The sequence below is a fragment of the Lentzea sp. NPDC005914 genome (assembly GCF_040629405.1).
In the GTDB taxonomy this organism is placed as follows: Bacteria; Actinomycetota; Actinomycetes; order Mycobacteriales; family Pseudonocardiaceae; genus Lentzea.
Window position 1 is genome coordinate 49,362 of the sequence record NZ_JBEXVQ010000004.1, and the last position, 16,896, is coordinate 66,257.

At 68.3% G+C, this 16,896-nt stretch carries 16 protein-coding genes and 1 pseudogene; 12 read left to right on the forward strand and 5 right to left on the reverse strand.

Annotated elements, in window-relative coordinates; genetic code table 11:
* Positions 1-98 precede the first annotated feature (98 nt).
* From ABZ345_RS07400 to ABZ345_RS07420, 5 genes are all read left to right on the forward strand, one after another.
* Positions 99-1,001, forward strand: coding sequence for a superoxide dismutase (locus ABZ345_RS07400; RefSeq protein WP_359843957.1), 903 nt, complete (start codon positions 99-101; stop codon positions 999-1,001).
* Positions 1,002-1,226: 225 nt separating this feature from the next.
* On the forward strand, positions 1,227-3,572 hold the full coding sequence (locus ABZ345_RS07405) for a nitrate- and nitrite sensing domain-containing protein (protein WP_359843959.1): 2,346 nt from the start codon (positions 1,227-1,229) through the stop codon (positions 3,570-3,572).
* Complete coding sequence (locus ABZ345_RS07410) at positions 3,569-4,003, forward strand: roadblock/LC7 domain-containing protein (RefSeq protein WP_045312938.1); 435 nt, start codon at positions 3,569-3,571, stop codon at positions 4,001-4,003. Before ABZ345_RS07405 ends, ABZ345_RS07410 begins: the two co-directional genes overlap by 4 nt.
* Positions 4,003-4,368 (forward strand): DUF742 domain-containing protein, encoded by a 366-nt coding sequence (locus ABZ345_RS07415; RefSeq protein ID WP_359843961.1) that lies wholly within the window; start codon positions 4,003-4,005, stop codon positions 4,366-4,368. The genes ABZ345_RS07410 and ABZ345_RS07415 overlap by 1 nt, the downstream gene beginning before the upstream one ends.
* Positions 4,349-4,933 carry an ATP/GTP-binding protein gene (locus ABZ345_RS07420; protein ID WP_359843963.1) on the forward strand — a complete coding sequence of 195 codons (585 nt, stop codon included), beginning with the start codon at positions 4,349-4,351 and terminating at the stop codon, positions 4,931-4,933. Before ABZ345_RS07415 ends, ABZ345_RS07420 begins: the two co-directional genes overlap by 20 nt.
* 115 nt (positions 4,934-5,048) lie before the next feature.
* Here ABZ345_RS07420 and ABZ345_RS07425 read toward each other — a convergent pair.
* Together ABZ345_RS07425 and ABZ345_RS07430 are read right to left on the reverse strand one after the other, a co-directional pair.
* A pseudogene (locus ABZ345_RS07425) lies at positions 5,049-5,297 on the reverse strand (methyltransferase domain-containing protein); the annotation flags it as partial.
* 44 nt (positions 5,298-5,341) lie between these two features.
* The gene (locus ABZ345_RS07430; RefSeq protein ID WP_359843965.1) at positions 5,342-5,746 is read right to left on the reverse strand and encodes a nuclear transport factor 2 family protein; all 405 of its coding nucleotides are present in this window, start codon (positions 5,744-5,746) and stop codon (positions 5,342-5,344) included.
* Positions 5,747-5,817: 71 nt separating this feature from the next.
* On the opposite strand from ABZ345_RS07430, the gene ABZ345_RS07435 reads away from it, so the two are divergent.
* The gene (locus ABZ345_RS07435; RefSeq protein ID WP_359843967.1) at positions 5,818-6,702 is read left to right on the forward strand and encodes a LysR family transcriptional regulator; all 885 of its coding nucleotides are present in this window, start codon (positions 5,818-5,820) and stop codon (positions 6,700-6,702) included.
* Here ABZ345_RS07435 and ABZ345_RS07440 read toward each other — a convergent pair.
* The 3 genes from ABZ345_RS07440 to ABZ345_RS07450 are packed head-to-tail and all read right to left on the reverse strand — an operon-like array spanning position 6,690 to position 9,893.
* Positions 6,690-7,553 carry a 3-hydroxybutyryl-CoA dehydrogenase gene (locus ABZ345_RS07440; RefSeq protein WP_359843969.1) on the reverse strand — a complete coding sequence of 288 codons (864 nt, stop codon included), beginning with the start codon at positions 7,551-7,553 and terminating at the stop codon, positions 6,690-6,692. The genes ABZ345_RS07435 and ABZ345_RS07440 overlap by 13 nt on opposite strands.
* Positions 7,546-8,436, reverse strand: coding sequence for an NAD-dependent epimerase/dehydratase family protein (locus ABZ345_RS07445; protein WP_359843971.1), 891 nt, complete (start codon positions 8,434-8,436; stop codon positions 7,546-7,548). Before ABZ345_RS07445 ends, ABZ345_RS07440 begins: the two co-directional genes overlap by 8 nt.
* 14 nt (positions 8,437-8,450) lie before the next feature.
* Positions 8,451-9,893, reverse strand: coding sequence for an amino acid permease (locus ABZ345_RS07450; RefSeq protein WP_359844456.1), 1,443 nt, complete (start codon positions 9,891-9,893; stop codon positions 8,451-8,453).
* Between the two features lie 222 nt (positions 9,894-10,115).
* Here ABZ345_RS07450 and ABZ345_RS07455 point away from each other — a divergent pair, with 222 nt between their 5' ends.
* The 6 genes from ABZ345_RS07455 (at position 10,116) to ABZ345_RS07480 (ending at position 16,800) form a co-directional block, all read left to right on the forward strand.
* Positions 10,116-11,456 carry a glutamine synthetase family protein gene (locus ABZ345_RS07455; protein ID WP_359843973.1) on the forward strand — a complete coding sequence of 447 codons (1,341 nt, stop codon included), beginning with the start codon at positions 10,116-10,118 and terminating at the stop codon, positions 11,454-11,456.
* Entirely contained in the window at positions 11,443-12,135 is a 693-nt protein-coding gene (locus tag ABZ345_RS07460) for a gamma-glutamyl-gamma-aminobutyrate hydrolase family protein (protein WP_359843975.1), read from the forward strand. Before ABZ345_RS07455 ends, ABZ345_RS07460 begins: the two co-directional genes overlap by 14 nt.
* On the forward strand, positions 12,132-13,484 hold the full coding sequence (locus ABZ345_RS07465) for an aldehyde dehydrogenase family protein (protein WP_359843977.1): 1,353 nt from the start codon (positions 12,132-12,134) through the stop codon (positions 13,482-13,484). The genes ABZ345_RS07460 and ABZ345_RS07465 overlap by 4 nt, the downstream gene beginning before the upstream one ends.
* 14 nt (positions 13,485-13,498) lie before the next feature.
* Positions 13,499-14,266: a 3-oxoacyl-ACP reductase gene (locus ABZ345_RS07470; protein ID WP_030466213.1), complete on the forward strand. Its 768-nt coding sequence runs from the start codon at positions 13,499-13,501 to the stop codon at positions 14,264-14,266.
* Positions 14,267-14,269: 3 nt separating this feature from the next.
* The gene (locus ABZ345_RS07475; RefSeq protein ID WP_359844458.1) at positions 14,270-14,965 is read left to right on the forward strand and encodes a GntR family transcriptional regulator; all 696 of its coding nucleotides are present in this window, start codon (positions 14,270-14,272) and stop codon (positions 14,963-14,965) included.
* Between the two features lie 185 nt (positions 14,966-15,150).
* On the forward strand, positions 15,151-16,800 hold the full coding sequence (locus ABZ345_RS07480; protein ID WP_359843979.1) for an AMP-binding protein: 1,650 nt from the start codon (positions 15,151-15,153) through the stop codon (positions 16,798-16,800).
* The last annotated feature ends 96 nt before the right edge of the window (positions 16,801-16,896 follow it).

Below are 16,896 nucleotides of genomic sequence, written 5' to 3' on the forward strand. Positions count from 1 at the left end.
CCGCCGAGCTGTGGAGATGTCGGGTTCCTGAGAAAACTCCGGTTCGGCCGCCGCAGGGAGAAGGATCGGGGACGCACCCAATCCGACTAGGAGGCGGCATGTCCCGCAGATTCGGTGTCCTGTTCGCGGCGGTCCTGGGCGTCACGCTCACAGCCGCGGCGCCGGCCACCGCAGACGCGTCACACGAGCACTTTCCCACGGAGTTCTCCCTGCCCAACGGGTGGCAACCGGAAGGCATCGCGATCAGCGGCACCACGGCCTACTTCGGGTCGCGGGCCGACGGGTCGATCTACGCGGCGGACCTGCGCACCGGCAAGGGCGCGGTGCTCGCCAAGGGGCCGGGCACGCCGTCGCTCGGCATGAAGGTCGACGCACGCAAGAGACTGTGGGTCTCGGGTGGTGTTGGTGGCGACGCACGCGTCTACGACACCCGCACCGGCGCGTTGCTGGCGAAGTTCCAGTTCGCGACCACGGACACGTTCGTCAACGACGTGGTGCTGACGGACAGGTCGGCGTGGTTCACCGACTCGCGCAAAGCGGTGCTCTACGAGGTGCCCCTGAGCCTCAAACCGCACCGGACCCTGGCGCTCACCGGCGACCTCGTCGTGACGCCCGGCGCGACCAACCTCAACGGCATCGTCACGGGGCTCGACGGCGGGCTGCTGGCCGTGCAGAGCAACACCGGCAAGCTGTTCCGGATCGATCCGCGGACCGGCAATTCGACCGACGTCAATTTGCACGGTCAAGCACTCGTCAATGGTGACGGTCTGTTGCGTGAGGGACGGCAGTTGTACGTGGTGCAAAACAGGTTGAACAAAGTCGCGCGCTACACGCTCGGACGCGATGGTGCCACGCTCGCCGCGGAACGCACGGATGCGCGGTTCGACGTTCCCACGACGGTGGCCGCGTTCGGCAAACGCCTCTACCTGCCGAATGCCCGCTTCAGCACGCCGCCCACGGCCGACACGACTTACACGGTCGTCGCGGTGGACCGTCCGTGAGAACCGAGCTGATGAACTAGCCCGTCCGGGGGTTCCTACATACCAAGAACCCCCGGACTGGGTGTTGCACCGCTCACTCGACTGGGTAGCCTGCCAACCGCGTACTGCGTGTGATCGCTGTCATTGGGTAACGATGATCGCTGCTTGTTACCGTATTGCAGCCGAAGGAGTGACTCGGGTTACCCGCAGCGCTAGCCGTGGGACACAGGAGACCGTGAGAGCGCTGTGAACGAGAAGAGCGGTTACACACCGACCAACTACCGGACGATTCGGTCGCGACTGGCCGGAGTGGTCGTCGTACCCAGCGTCGTCCTGCTGGTGATGTGGGCCGTTTTCTCCTCTTACACCCTTTTCGACGGTTTTTACATGCGGTCGATCGCGCTGAGCGTGCGGGAAGCGGCGACCCCGGCAGCGCAGGCGTTCGCGGGGCTGCAGGAGGAACGCCAGCTCAGCCTCGTGCTGCTGAGCAAGGCGGCCGGTGTGGGCAGGGCCGAGCTCGACGCCCAGCAGGACCGGACCGACGAGGCGCTGCGAAAGTTCAAGGACGTGTTCGCGGAACTCTCCGGCAGCTCTCCGCAAGATGTCGTCGACCGCATCAACGCGCTGAACTCCGCGCTGAACGAGCTGCCGCAGCAACGCTCACAGGTCGAGGCCGGCACCGCGAACCCGCAGGCGGTCTACGACTACTACAACAGCCTCACGGACGCGGGCGTCTCGCTCTTCGGCCACCAGGCGCGGCTCGTGCCCGACGCGGAGGCCAGCCAGGCCAACGTCCAGGCCGTGACGATCTTCCAGGCGGCCGACTGGCTGTCCCGCGGCGCCACGATCGGCTCGCGCGGGCTGCTCAACGGCAAGTTCGCCCCGGCCGAACGCGTCGAGTTCGTCCGGCTCGTCGGTGCCTACCACTCGGCCGTCGACACCACGATCCCGTTCGCGCTGCAGCAGTCGCGCGCCCAGTACGACGCGCTGCGGGCCACCTCCGAGTACCGGACGTTGCTCGACCTCGAGAGCCGGATCATCAACAACGACACCACGGTCACCGAACAGCAGTGGCGCGCGGCGGCCGAGACGGTGCACGGGAACCTCATCCAGATCGCGGCCGCGCAGGCGCAGGACGGCGCGGTCCTCGGCCTCGACAGGGCCAACAGCCGGTTCACCGCCGTGCTGATCGGCAGCCTCATCGCGTTGCTCGCGGTCGTCGTCGGCATCGTGCTGGCGTTGCGCATCTCGAACCGGCTCGTGTCGAGGGCCCTGGTCACGCGCCTGACGTCGCTGCGGGAGGACACGCTGCGGCTCGCGCAGGAACGGCTGCCGCACATCGTGGCGCGCCTGCGCGGCGGCGAGCAGGTGGACGTCCACCGCGACATGCCGCCGCTGGACTACGGCAACGACGAGATCGGCCAGGTCGCGGACGCGTTCAACACCGCCCAGTACACGGCCGTCGCGGCGGCGGTGAAGGAGACGCAGGCCCGTGAGGGTGTGAACCGGGTCTTCCTCGACATCGCGCACCGCAACCAGGGCCTCGTGCACCGCCAGCTCAAGATCCTCGACAAGCTCGAGAGAGAAGAAGAGCACCCCGAGCAGCTCGACTCGCTCTTCCAGCTGGACCACCTGGCGACCCGCGCCCGCCGCAACGCGGAGAACCTGATCATCCTCGCGGGGGAGCAGCCGGGCAGGCAGTGGCGCAAGCCGGTGCGGCTGAGCGACGTCATCCGGTCCGCGGTCGCCGAGACCGAGCAGTACGTCAGGGTCAGGGTCAACCCCGTGCCCGACCGCGCGCTGGTCGGTGTGGCCGTCGCCGACACCATCCACCTGCTCGCGGAGCTCGTCGACAACGCGACGGCGTTCTCGTCGCCGCGGTCCGAGGTGATCGTCCACTCCAGCGCCGTTCCGCACGGAATCGTGATCGAGATCGAGGACCACGGCCTCGGCATGACGCAGGAGGAACGCCTCCAGGCCAACGCGAAGCTCTCCAACCCGCCGGACTTCGAGACGATGGCGTTCCGGGGGGAGTCCCGGCTGGGACTGTTCGTCGTCGCCCGGCTCGCCGCGCGGCGTGGCATCAAGGTGGAGCTGCGCGACTCGCCCTACGGCGGCACGGTCGCGTTGTGCGTGTTGCCGCCGAACATCGTCGCCCCGCACAGCCAGGCGGGCGACATCACCGAGACCACCCAGATGCCGGTGCGGTCGTTCCACGACCACCACCACGGCCACGTCGAGGAACACCCGAGCTTTCCGCTGAAGGTGACCCCCGAGGGGTTGACCGCCCTGCACGCGGGACTGAACTCCTTGGCTCCCGCAGACGTTCCCACAGCAGATACGTCGGTGGACGAACCGAAGACCCAGGCACCTCCTCCGTCCGACGGGAAGACTCCCCTTCCCCGCAGGAAGAAGCGGCAGAACCTCGCGCCGCAGCTCATGCAGTCGTCGGAAGAAGTGCCCCACGCCGAGCCGGTGACCGGCGAAAGGTCGGCCGAGCGGACCCGAGACGGGCTCGCCGCGTTCCAGCGCGGTACCCGTGACGCCCGGCTGACCGACGACTGGAGATCAGAAGGAGCCCCCTCGTCATGAAGGACAACACCAGCCAGCACGGTGAACTGAACTGGTTGCTGGAGGACCTCATCCAGCGCGTGGTCGGCGCCCGTCACGCGGTCGTGCTGTCGGCGGACGGACTCCTGCTCGGCCGCTCGGCCGGGCTGTCCCGCGACGACTCCGAGCATCTGTCGGCGATGGCGTCGGCGTTCCAGTCGCTCGCCCGCGGCACCGGCCGGCACTTCGGCGGCGGCGCGGTGCGGCAGACCATCGTCGAGATGGAGCACGCCTACCTGTTCGTGACGGCCGCCGGTCACGGTGCCTGCCTGGCCGTGCTCGGCGAGGAAGACGCCGACATGGGCATGATCGCCTACGAGATGAACATGCTGGTCAAGCGAGTGGGCACCTACCTCTCGTCGGCCCCGCGCGCAGAACAGGCGACCGTGCCCACGGCACGAGAGTCGCGCTGATGACCGCGCGGGAGGACTGGTGGTACGACGAGGCCGCGGGGCCGCTCGTCCGGCCGTACGCGATGGTGCGCGGCCGCACCCGGCCGAACGCGCCTGATCTGCACCTGGTGACGCAGGTCCGTGCCTCCTCGTTTGCGTCCGACCAGACGTCGCTGACGGTCGAGCATCGCGAGATCATGGCGTTGTGCGCACGCCCGCTCTCGATCGCCGAGGTCGCCGCCTACCTCGACGTGCCGCTCGTGGTGGTGAAGGTCCTGCTGTCGGACCTCATCGAGCGCGGTGACGTGCTCGTGCAGAACTCCTCCCCCCAGATTCCCGACAGGAATCTCCTGCAGGCCGTACTGGATGGTGTTCGTGGGATCTGACGACCAGCTGACCGTGCCGACCGCGGTCAAGATCGTCATCGCGGGCGGGTTCGGCACCGGCAAGACCACCATGGTCGCGTCGGTGTCGGAGATCGAGCCGCTGAGGACCGAGGAGCTGCTCACCGAGGCCGGTGTGCACGTGGACGACCTCGCGGGCATCGAGGGCAAGGACACCACCACCGTCGCCCTGGACTTCGGGCGCATCACCATCAACACCAAGGTGGTGCTGTACCTGTTCGGGACGCCGGGGCAGAACCGGTTCTGGTTCATGTGGGACGAGCTCGCGACCGGGGCGATCGGGGCGGTGGTCCTGGTCGACACGCGGCGGCTCGACTCGTCGTTCCCGTCGATCGACTTCTTCGAGCACCGCGGCATCCCGTTCGTCGTCGCGGTGAACTGCTTCGACGGGTCGCAGGCGTACACGGTGGAGGAGGTCCGGCACGCGCTCGACCTCGACGACGCGATTCCCGTGATGCTCTGCGACGCGAGGGAGCGCGACTCCTCGAAGACCGTGCTGGTCGGGTTGATCCAGCACTCGATGAACCGGCTCGAAGCCGCCGTCTGAACCGTGAGCACGAAGAACAGGAAGCTCGGGCTGGTGGTGAGCGCGCGATAGTCCAGTTGCAGGTCGCGAGGTAGTCGGTCCTGCGGCCCTCGTGGAGGTGGAGGGCGTGGATCGCGAACGGATGGTCGACCGACACGAGCAGTCGGCCGCCGAGCCGCAGGACGCGCCGCAGTTCAGTCACGCGCAGGTCGGCCTCCGGGATGCGGCGGGCCAGCTCCACCATGCTCGCGCTCAGGTCGAAGCCGCTCACCACGGCGCCCCGCTCGCGCAACGAGGCGAGCAGCGGGCCGGAGCCGCAGCCCGCGTCGAGCACGTGACGGCCGGTCACGTCCCCGGCGAGCACCAGCATGGCGGGCCGCTCGTAGTCGTTCGCACCCCACGCATGTGATCAATACAAGCACGACCGGCTCAGGCAGCCGGACGCTCGAGCACGCGTTCCACGAGTGCCGTGTCGCAGTGCTCGACCAGCTCGGTGATCTTGCCGTCGGCCATTCGGAGGACGAAGCAGTACGTCTGCTCGTACTGCTCGCCCCGCGTGGTCGTGCCGTGGCCGCGGGCCTGGACCACCACGCGGTCGTCCTCGGCGATCACGAGGTCGGCTTCGCAGCGGTAGTCCGTGAACTGCGCCATCAACGGCCGCAGCAACCCGCGCAGCGCCGTGGACTTCGGTCCCCAGCTGCCCGACCACGACCAGTCGCCGGGCAACACCCAGTGGAAGTCGTCGGCCATCGCCTCGCGCAGTGCGCCGACGTTGCCGGTCGCCATCTGCTCGAAGATTTGCTCGATCTGCTTCTTGTTCTCGGCTGCTCCCATGTGATCCACGCTAGGCAGCGCGGAGCCATGCGACAAACGACAGTCTCGCATGTGTGCTATCACCTTTGAGCATGGGTGAGTTCACGGTCGTCGGACTGCGGGTGGTGCGGGAGGCGGGGCGGCACGGGTCGTTCTCGGCGGCGGCCGAACGGCTGGGGTACACGCAGTCGGCGGTGTCACGTCAGATCGCGCTCATGGAGCAGGCGGCGGGGCAGGCGTTGTTCGAACGGCAGGCGCGCGGCGTGCGGCTGACCGAGGCGGGCCAGGTCGTCGTGAGGCACGCCGAAGCGGTCCTGGGCGAGCTGAACGCCGCTCAGCAGCACCTGCAAGACCTGCGGGAACGACCGGCCGCGCGGCTGCGGGTCGGCGCGTTCTCCACGGCCATGGCGGTGCTGGTGCCCACCGCGATCGCGGCGGCGGGCCGCACGCGCGTGACGGTGCGCGAAGGGTTGAGTCCCGGCCTGGTCAACGCCGTTGCGCGAGGACGGCTCGACCTCGCGGTGGTGACGGCCACGCCGTTGGAGAGCGTGGAGATGACGCCGTTGCTGGACGACCCGCTGTTCGTCGCGACCGGGCTCGGGCACGCGTTCGCCGGTCAGCCCTCCGTCACCGCCGAGGAGCTCAGGGGCCAGCGGTGGATCGCGGGGAGTGCCGAGCCGGGCACGACGCTGCTCGGCGCGTGGGCGGAGGAGCCGGAGATCGCTTACGTGGCACGGGACTGGGTCGCGAAACTGGGCCTCGTCGCGGCCGGCCTCGGTGTCACGGTCGTGCCGGGAATGGTCGTGCCCGCGTTGCCGCCGTCAGTCGCCGTGGTCCGCATCGACCATCCCGACGCCGTGCGCACCACCTCGGTCGCTCACCGCGGCGAGCACGAGGCGTTCATCGAGCTGCTCAAGGACGCCGCCGCCGAACTCGCGATCCAGGTCCGGCGGCGGCTCTCGAGTCACTTCGCGTAGTTGTGGAACCCGCGGCCCGACTTCTTGCCCAGCAGGCCCGCGTCCACCATGCGCAGCAGCAGCGGCGGCGGCGAGTACAGGGGCTCCTTGAACTCGTCGTACATCGACTCGGCGATGGCCTTCGTGGTGTCGAGGCCGATCAGGTCGGTGAGGCGCAGCGGGCCCATCGGGTGGGCGCAGCCGAGCACCATGCCGTTGTCGATGTCGTCGGCGGAGGCGAACCCGGACTCCAGCATGCGGATCGACGAGAGCAGGTACGGGATCAGCAGCGCGTTGACCACGAAGCCGGCGCGGTCCTGGGAGCGGATGACCTCCTTGCCCAGGGTGGCGCGCACGAACGCTTCCGCGCGGACCTGGGTGGTGGCGCCGGTCAGCAGCGACGGCACGATCTCGACGAGCTTCAGCACGGGCACCGGGTTGAAGAAGTGCACGCCGATGACCTGCTCGGGACGGCCGGTGGCCATGCCCAGCTTCATGATCGGGATGGACGACGTGTTGGACGCGAAGATGGCGTCCTCGTCCTTCACGACCTTGTCGAGCGCGGTGAAGACCTCGGTCTTGATCTGCTCGTTCTCGGCGACCGCCTCGACCACGAACTGCCGGTCGGCGAACTCGCCGATGTCGGTCGTGAACCGGATGCGCGCGATCGACGCGTCCCGGTCCTGCTCGCTCAGCTTGCCCGCCTTGACGCCCCTGGCCAGCGACGACGCGATCCGCGCCTTGGCTGCCTCGGACGCGCTCGCGTTGACCTCGGCGACGATGACGTCGAGGCCGGCGCGGGCGCTCACCTCGGCGATTCCGGAGCCCATGAGGCCGGAACCGACGACTCCCACACGTTGAATGTCACTCACCTGCCCGATCCTGCCACGACCTGCTCGAAACCAGGTCGCGGAGAGTCTCCTGCACCGTGCACGCGTAGTCGCCGGCCGGCTGGTAGCCCAGCGCCACCGCGGCCGAGGTGTCGAGGACGAACCCGCGGCGCCACGGGTGGCGGCCCGCCTCGTCGTGGTCGAGCAGGACCTCGCGCCAGTGGTGGCCGAGCGCCCGCGCGATGATCCGGGAGATCTCCAGGCCGTTGGGGGCGTCCGGGTCGGCGGCGTTGAGGACACGGGTGCCGGGGTTCGCGGCGACGGTCTCGATCAGCGACGCGATGTTCGCCGCGGCGGAGGTGTGGTCGACGCCCTCGCCGCGCGACGCCAGCAGCACGATCTGGTGCCGCGCGAGGATCCGTTCGACGAAGTACCACTCCAGCGGGCGCTTGTTGCCCGGTCCGTGCACTTTGGACGGTCGCAGCACGGTGATCGGCAGTCCGCTGTCCAGCAGAACGTGTTCGGCCGCGACCTTGTTGGCGCCGTAGCCCTCACGGGTCTGGTGGTCGCCATCGCCAGGTGTCATGGTCGGCTGGTCCTCGGTGACCGGACCGGCGAACCGCGGCGGTTCGACGGAGTTCGCGTGTCGGCCCTCGTCATCGACGTAGACGGCCTTGGCGGAGATCATCACGGTCGAGGTCGTGTTGCGGGCCAACGGGAGCAGCGTCCTGGCGTGCTCGGCGGTGTAGCAGAGGCAGTCGACGAGGAGGTCCGCGCCGTCGCCCAGAGCCGCGCCGATCGCCCGCGGGTCCTCGCGGTCCACCTCGCGGCCGGGGGCGTCTACGCTCCAGCCCGCTTCCCGCAGACGGCGAGCGGCGGCACGGCCGATGAGGCCCGTGCCGCCGAGGATCAACGCTCGTGGCATTCTCCCGACACCACTCAGACCGAGTCGAGGTCCCGTTCGATCGCGGCCAGCTCCTCCGGCGTGCCCTGGACCTTCGGGCCCTTGAACCACTTCCGTGCGGACACGAGCCACCAGATGCCCGCGAACCCGAGCACGACGAGCACCGCGATCGGCGTGTAGTTGAAGGTCTTCGCCGTCACCGGGCTCGCCTGCGGCAGCATGAACAGCACGGTGATGAACACGACCCACACCACCGCCACGACACCGATCGGCCTGCTCCACTTGCCCAGGTGCCACGGTCCGCGCTGGAACCGCTCGCCCTGCAGCAGACGCAGCAAAGTGGGCAGCACGTAGGCGATGTAGAGCCCGATCACCGCGATCGACGTGACCGCCGCGTACGCCGTCGCGTTCCACAGGTACGGCAGGCCGAGCACGAACGCGCCGCCCGCGGCGAGCCAGATCGCGTTGGTGGGCGTCCGGGTGCGCTTGTTGATCTTGTGCCACACCTGGGACGCCGGCAGCGCGCCGTCGCGGGAGAAGGCGTAGATCATGCGCGAGTTCGCGGTCACCGAGGACATGCCGCAGAACAGCTGCGCGCCGATCGCGATGAGCAGCAACAGCTTGCCGCCGGTCACGCCCAGCGCGTCGATGAAGATCTGCGCCGGGGGCACGCCCGTCGAGCTCGCGATGGCGCCGTCGTAGTCGCGGATGGCGAACGTGATGCCGACCAGCAGCACCCAGCCCGCGATGAGCGACACGACGATGGACATCACGATGCCGCGCGGGCCGCTGCGGGCCGCGTCGTGCGTCTCCTCGGTCATGTGCGCCGAGGCGTCGTAACCGGTGAAGGTGTACTGCGCCAGCAACAATCCGAGCAGGCCGACGTAGAACGCTGACGACCAGCCGGTGTTGTTGACGAAGTGCGTGAAGACGAACGAAGCGGACTGGTGCTCCGACGGCAGGATCACCAGTGCGCCGACGATGACCACCACGCCGACGATGTGCCACCACACGCTGATGTCGTTCAGGAGCGCCACGAGCTTGACGCCGAACGTGTTCAGCAGGCCGTGCAGCACCAGTACGACGCCGAAGATCAGGATCGTGTGCGGAGGCGTTGCGGCGTAACCGAACTGGAGATCCAGGAACGCGTTGATGAAGAACGCGGCACCGAAGTCGATGCCCGCGGTCACCGCGACCTGGCCGAGGAAGTTGAACCAGCCGGTGAACCACGACCAGGCGGCGCCGTTGCTCGGCGCGAGCTTCGCCGCCCAGTAGTACAGACCGCCCGCCGTCGGGAAGCTGGAGCAGACCTCCGCCATCGCGAGACCGACGATCAGGGTCATCAGGCCGACGAACGGCCAGCCCCACACGATGAGCGCGGGACCTCCGGTGTTCATGCCGAACCCGTAGAGGGTCAGGCAACCGGACAGGATCGAGATGATCGTGAACGACACGGCGAAGTTGGAGAACCCGGACATGGTCCGGGAGAGCTCCTGGGCGTAGCCGAGCTCGTGCAGCCGCTGCTCGTCGGCTGACCGGGGCGCGGTGGGCGGACTGTCTGCTTCGTGACTCACCGGGGTCCTCCTCTTTTGGACTCCGTCCAGTCCTTTAGACGGTGGCTGAGGGTGGCGCTCGCCACCCGGTGGTGTCAAGATGATGCGGCCAATGGCTCGCAGACATACCTTTGGAGGACCGTCGGGATGCTGACCGTCGAGGAGTTGCGCGAGGCCGTGGACACCGGTGAGATCGACACCGTCCTGGTCGCGATCGTGGACATGCAGGGCCGCCTGCAGGGCAAGCGGTGCGCGGCTCAGTACTTCCTCGACGAGGTTCTCGGGCACTCCGCGGAGGGCTGCAACTACCTGCTCGCCGTCGACGTCGAGATGAACCCCGTCAGCGGCTTCGAGATGTCCTCGTGGGACCGCGGGTACGGCGACTTCGTGATGAAGCCGGACATCGCGACGCTGCGCCGGGTGCCGTGGCAGGAGGGCACCGCGCTCGTCATGTGCGACCTCGTCTGGGAGAACGGCGATCCCGTCGTCGCCTCGCCGCGGCAGATCCTGCGCAAGCAGCTCGACCGGCTCGCCGCGCTCGGGCTGGAGTGCTACGTCGGCACCGAGCTGGAGTTCATCGTCTTCGACGACACCTACGAGCAGGCCTGGAACGCCGGCTACCGCAACCTCACGCCGTCCAACCAGTACAACGTCGACTACTCGTTGCTCGGCACCGCGCGCGTCGAGCCGTTGCTGCGGGCCATTCGCAACGGCATGACGGGCGCGGGCATGGTCGTCGAGTCGGCCAAGGGGGAGTGCAACCCCGGCCAGCACGAGATCGCCTTCCGGTACACGACGGCGCTGCGGACGTGCGACCAGCACGCCATCTACAAGAACGGCTCCAAGGAGATCGCGTCACAGCAGGGCAAGTCGCTCACGTTCATGGCGAAGTACAACGAACGCGAGGGCAACTCCTGCCACATCCACCTGTCGTTGCGCTCCAAGGACGGCGAACCGGTCTTCGCCGAGGGCCACGGCATGTCGGAGATGATGAAGCACTTCCTCGCCGGGCAGCTGGCCGCGTTGCGGGAGTTCACCTACTTCCTCGCGCCGAACATCAACTCCTACAAGCGTTTCGTGAAGGGCTCGTTCGCGCCGACCGCCGTCGCGTGGGGCAAGGACAACCGCACGTGCGCGCTGCGGGTCGTCGGCCACGGTCAGTCGCTGCGGTTCGAGAACCGGGTCCCCGGTGGTGACGTGAACCCGTACCTGGCCGTCGCGGCGTTGATCGCGGCGGGCCTGCACGGTGTTGAGCAGAAGCTGGAGCTGGAGGACGAGTTCGTCGGCAACGCCTACGCGTCGGACCGGCCGACCGTGCCGACGACGTTGCGCGAGGCGGCGGATCTCTTCGCGGCCAGCGAGATCGCCCAGGAGGCGTTCGGCAAGGAGGTCGTCGACCACTACCTGAACGCGGCCAAGGTCGAGCTGGAGGCGTTCGAGGCGGCGATCACGGACTGGGAGAAGGTACGCGGCTTTGAGCGCCTCTAAGCCCCTCATCGGCATCAGCACGTACCTGGAACGCACGCGTTTCGGGCTCTGGGACGTGGAAGCAGCGGTGCTCTACCGCGGCTACCTCGACTGCGTGGTCCAGGCGGGCGGCAACCCCGTCATGCTGCCGCCGGTCGGCACCTGGACCGCCGAGACCATCGCGTTCCTCGACGGGCTGGTGATCGCGGGCGGGGCGGACATCGACCCGGCGGCCTACGGTGCCGAACCGCACGAGCTGACCGGCGAACCACGGCGCGACCGGGACGACGCGGAGTTCGCGTTGGTCGAGGCGGCGCTGAAGCTCGACCTGCCGGTGCTCGGCGTGTGCCGGGGCATGCAGGTGCTCAACGTGGCGCTGGGCGGCACGCTGCACCAGCACATCGAGGGCCACAACGAGGCGCCGGGCGTGTTCGGGCACACCGACATCACGGTCGCTCCCGGCACGCAGCTGCACGCGATCCTGGGCGACCGCACCAACGTCCAGTGCCATCACCACCAGTCGCTGGACCGGATCGCGGACGGACTTCGCGTGACGGCTTCCGCGCCCGACGGCACTGTCGAAGCCGTCGAACTGGACGGTGCGCGGTTCGTCGTCGGAGTGCAGTCGCACCCCGAGCAGGACATCGAGGATCTGAGGCTGTTCGAGGCGCTTGTGGAAGCGGCAAGGAGAAAAGCGTGACCTTCGACGTCATCAACCCGGCTACCGAGAAGGTCGTGCGGTCCGTACCGCACACCTCGCTCGAAGAGACGGACGCGGCGATCGTCCGGGCGCAGCAGGCGTTCGAGAGCTGGCGAAACGTCTCTCCCGGTGATCGTGGACGGTTGCTGCGCAAGTTCGCGGAGATCGTCGACGCGCACAACGAGGAGCTGGCACGGCTCGAGGTCGAGAACTCCGGGCACACCATCGGCAACGCGCGGTGGGAGGCCGGCAACGTCCGTGACGTGCTGCAGTACTACTCGGCCGCGCCGGAACGGTTGTTCGGCAAGCAGATCCCGGTTCCCGGCGGTCTGAACGTGACTTTCCACGAACCGCTCGGCGTCGTCGGCGTGATCGTGCCGTGGAACTTCCCGATGCCGATCGCGGGTTGGGGGTTTGCGCCCGCGCTCGCCGCCGGCAACACGGTGGTGCTGAAGCCCGCCGAGGTGACGCCGCTGACCGCGATCCGCCTCGGCGAGCTCGCGCTGGAGGCCGGTCTGCCGGAGGGCGTGTTCCAGGTCCTGCCGGGCAAGGGCAGCGTCGTCGGCAACCGGTTCGTCACGCATCCGTTGGTGCGCAAGGTCGTCTTCACCGGTTCGACCGAGGTCGGCAAGCAGATCATGGCGGGCTGCGCGGACCAGGTGAAGCGGGTGACGCTGGAGCTCGGCGGCAAGTCGGCGAACATCGTCTTCGCGGACTCCGACCTGGAGAAGGCGGCCGCGACCGCGCCGTACGGGGTGTTCGACAACGCCGGGCAGGACTGCTGCGCGCGCTCGCGGATCCTCGTGCAGGCGAGCGTCTACGACCGGTTCATGGAGCTGCTGGAGCCCGCAGTCAAGGGTGTCGTCGTCGGTGAGCCCGGCGACGAGGCGACCGAGATGGGGCCGCTCATCACCGCGGCGCACCTCGGCAAGGTCGCGTCTTACGTCCCAGACGACGCCCCTGTCGCGTTCCGGGGAAGCGCGCCGGACGGACCCGGGTTCTGGTTCCCGCCGACGGTCCTGACGCCCCCCGCGGACCACGTGACGGTCTACGAGGAGATCTTCGGACCGGTCGTCGTCGTGCTGCCGTTCCAGGACGAGGCCGATGCCATCCGGATCGCGAACGACTCCGAGTACGGGCTGTCCGGTTCGATCTGGACGAACGACGTCGGCCGCGCGATCCGCGTCTCGCGAGCCGTCGAGGCCGGAAACCTGTCTGTGAACTCGCATTCTTCTGTCCGCTACTGGACACCTTTCGGTGGCGTCAAGCAGTCCGGTCTCGGTCGCGAGCTCGGGCCGGACGCCCTGGATTCCTTCACGGAAGTCAAGAACGTCTTCATCGCTACCTGACAGGAGAACAAGAGATGGTGCAGCGACTCGAGGGCCGCGTGGCCGTCGTGACGGGTGGCGGTAGCGGCATCGGACTCGCGACCGTGCGCAGGTTTGCGAGCGAGGGCGCGAAGGTCGTCGTCGCCGATCTCGACCCCGCGACCGGCAAGGCGGCCGCGGACGAGGCCGGCGGGCTGTTCGTCCAGGTCGACGTGACCGACGAGGAACAGGTCAAAGCCCTTTTCCAGACCACTGTGGACACTTACGGCAAGCTGGACATCGCGTTCAACAACGCCGGTATCTCGCCGCCCGACGACGACTCGATCCTGACGACGGGCATCGAGGCGTGGGACCGCGTGCAGAAGGTGAACCTCACGTCGGTTTATTTGTGTTGCAAGTACGCCATCCCGCACATGCAGGCGAACGGCAAGGGTTCCATCATCAACACGGCGTCGTTCGTGGCGACGATGGGCGCGGCGACGTCGCAGATCTCCTACACCGCGTCCAAGGGCGGCGTGCTCGCGATGTCGCGCGAGCTCGGTGTGCAGTTCGCGCGCGAGGGCATCCGTGTGAACGCGCTTTCGCCTGGGCCGGTCAACACCCCGCTGCTGCAGGAACTGTTCGCGAAGGACCCGGAGCGGGCCGCACGGCGTCTCGTGCACGTCCCGCTCGGCCGGTTCGCGGAACCTGAGGAAATCGCCGCCGCGGTCGCGTTTCTCGCCTCCGACGACTCGTCGTTCATGACGGCGTCGAACTTCCTCGTGGACGGCGGCATCGCGGGCGCCTACGTGACGCCGCTCTAAATGATGGAACACGCGCAGGAGGCGTTGTTCCGCCCCGTGCGGGCGGGCAACGCCTTCGAGGAGACCGTCGAACGGCTCATGCAGGCCATCCGGCTCGGCGTCGTCGCGCCGGGGGAGCGGCTGCCGTCCGAACGAGACCTGGCCACCCGGCTCGGCGTGAGCCGGGTGACCGTGCGCGAGGCCATCAGGTCGTTGCAGGAGAACAACTACGTGGAGTCCCGCAGAGGACGGTACGGCGGCACGTTCGTCAACGACGTGATCCCGAAGTCCGCTCCCGGCAAGGAGTTCGGCGACATCCACGACGCGCTCACGCTGCGGAAAGTCCTGGAAACGGGCGCCGCCGAGACCGCGGCGGGCCGCTCGCTGGGGCCCGCGGAACGCCGTGGACTGCGGGCCCGGCTGGAGGAGGCGTCCACCGCGTCGCTGGGGGAGTACCGGCGCAAGGACTCACGGCTGCACCTCGCGATCGCCGAGGCGACCGGGTCCGCGTCGCTGACGGCGGCCGTCGCGGACTCCAGAATGCGTGTGAACGAGCTGCTGGACACGATCCCGCTGCTCGAACCGAACCTCGCGCACTCCAACGCCCAGCACGAGCGCATCATCGCCTCCATTTTGGACGGAGACCCGGCGGGGGCGAGGCTCGCGATGGCCGAACACCTCGACGGAACGGCGTCACTGCTGCGAGGCTTTTTGGTCTGACCGGTCAGACTCCCGCATCGGGAGCAGTGCGGGAGGATGCGGGCGTGAGACGGGCAACGTGAAAACGTTTACAGCTTCAAATGTCCCGTTGTCATGCGAATTCCGCATGGAACAACACTTGGCGTGGAGCTTGCGGACAGTTACCGTCCGAATACCTCGGGGACTTGCAGCGCGAGGAGCTGTTGATGCCAGGGTTGCGCAAGGTGTTTCGCGACGCCATGGGCCGGGTGCACTCACTCCGTGTCTTGTCCGCCGCGGGCATGGTGAGTCTCACGAACTTCAAGATGTCCGTGCAGGCGCTGAAAGAGGTCAAGGTTTGGGGGCCGAACGTCACGGCGCTGCGCCGTTCCGTCCGGCTGAATCCGGACGGTGTCGCCGTTGTCGACGAACGCGGTTCGGTGACTTACAGACAACTCGACCGGCGATCGAACGCGATCGCGCAGGGCTTGCGCGCGTTAGGGGTGCAGCACAACCACATCGTCGCGTTGATGTGCCGCAACCACCGCGGAATGGTCGAGTCGCTGCTGGCGTGCGCGAAGCTCGGTGTTCGCGTGCTGTTGGTGAACACCGGATTCGGTGCCCCGGTCGTATTGGATCTCCTGCAACGTGAACGCGTGTCGCTCCTGATTCACGATGAGGAGTTCACGCCGCTGTTCCACCAGCTGCCGCCGTCGATCCCGCGCTGGCTCGCGTGGTCGCGCGACGGACTGGACCGTCGCACGCCGACACTCGACCAGCTGGTGGCGAAAGCGCCGCGCGGCGAGCTCGAACCGCCGCGCGAGCCGGGCGTCATCATCCAGCTGACGTCCGGGACCACCGGGGTACCGAAGGGAACGGCGCGCGAGATCAAGTCGGTGCTGACCGCGTCCGACTTCCTCGACCGCATCCCGATGCACTCCGGCGAGTCGACGTTCATCGCCGCGCCGATCTTCCACTCCGTCGGCTACTCGCACCTGACGCTCGCCATGTCGCTGGGCTCGCGCGCCGTGCTGCAACGCCGGTTCGACCCGCGCAAGACGCTGTGGTCGGTGCAGGGCCAGCGCTGCACGACGATCGTGGTGGTGCCGACGATGCTGCAGCGGATCATGGAGCTGGACCGGTCGGTGATCGACTCGTTCGACCTCTCACACCTGCGCGTCGTGTTCTGCTCCGGCTCGACGATCTCGACGGACCTCGTGCACCGCACCCAGGCCGTGCTGGGACCGGTGCTCTACAACCTGTACGGGTCGACGGAGGTCGCGGTCGCCACCGTGGCCACGCCAGAGGACCTCGCGGCCGCGCCGTCGAGCGTCGGCATGCCGCCGCACAACTGCATCGTCCGGATCTACGACGAGCACGGCGCGCGGATCACCCGCTCGTTCGTGACGGGCCGGATCTTCGTGCGCGGCTCGATGACAGTCGACCTCTACACGGACGGCTCCGCGAAGGAGAGCATCGACGGTCTGGTCGCGACGGGCGACCTCGGCCACTTCGACCCGAGCGGACGCCTGTACTTCGACGGCCGGCAGGACGACATGATCGTGTCCGGCGGGGAGAACGTGTACCCGGTCGAGGTGGAGAACCTGCTGATGACGCACTACCGGGTGCGCGACGCGGCTGTGCTCGGCGTGCCGGATCCCGAGTACGGGCAACGGCTGCGCGCGTTCGTGGTGCCGGTCGCGGGGGCGCGGATCGACGTGCGGGAGCTGCGCGAGTTCGTGCGGACCCGGCTGGCGCGGCACAAGGTCCCGCGCGAGGTCGTGGTCGTGCCGAAGCTGCCGCGCAACGCGACCGGGAAGGTGCTGCGGCGTCAGCTGCTGGCGATCCGGCTGGGACCGCAACAGGCATCGCAGTAGGAGCTGCAGGGGCTTGGGCGGAACGCACGCCACCGCCGAACGAGGGGGACTAATCCCAATGCCGGGAAGTTAGGGATCGGGCGGTGCTGTCAACCC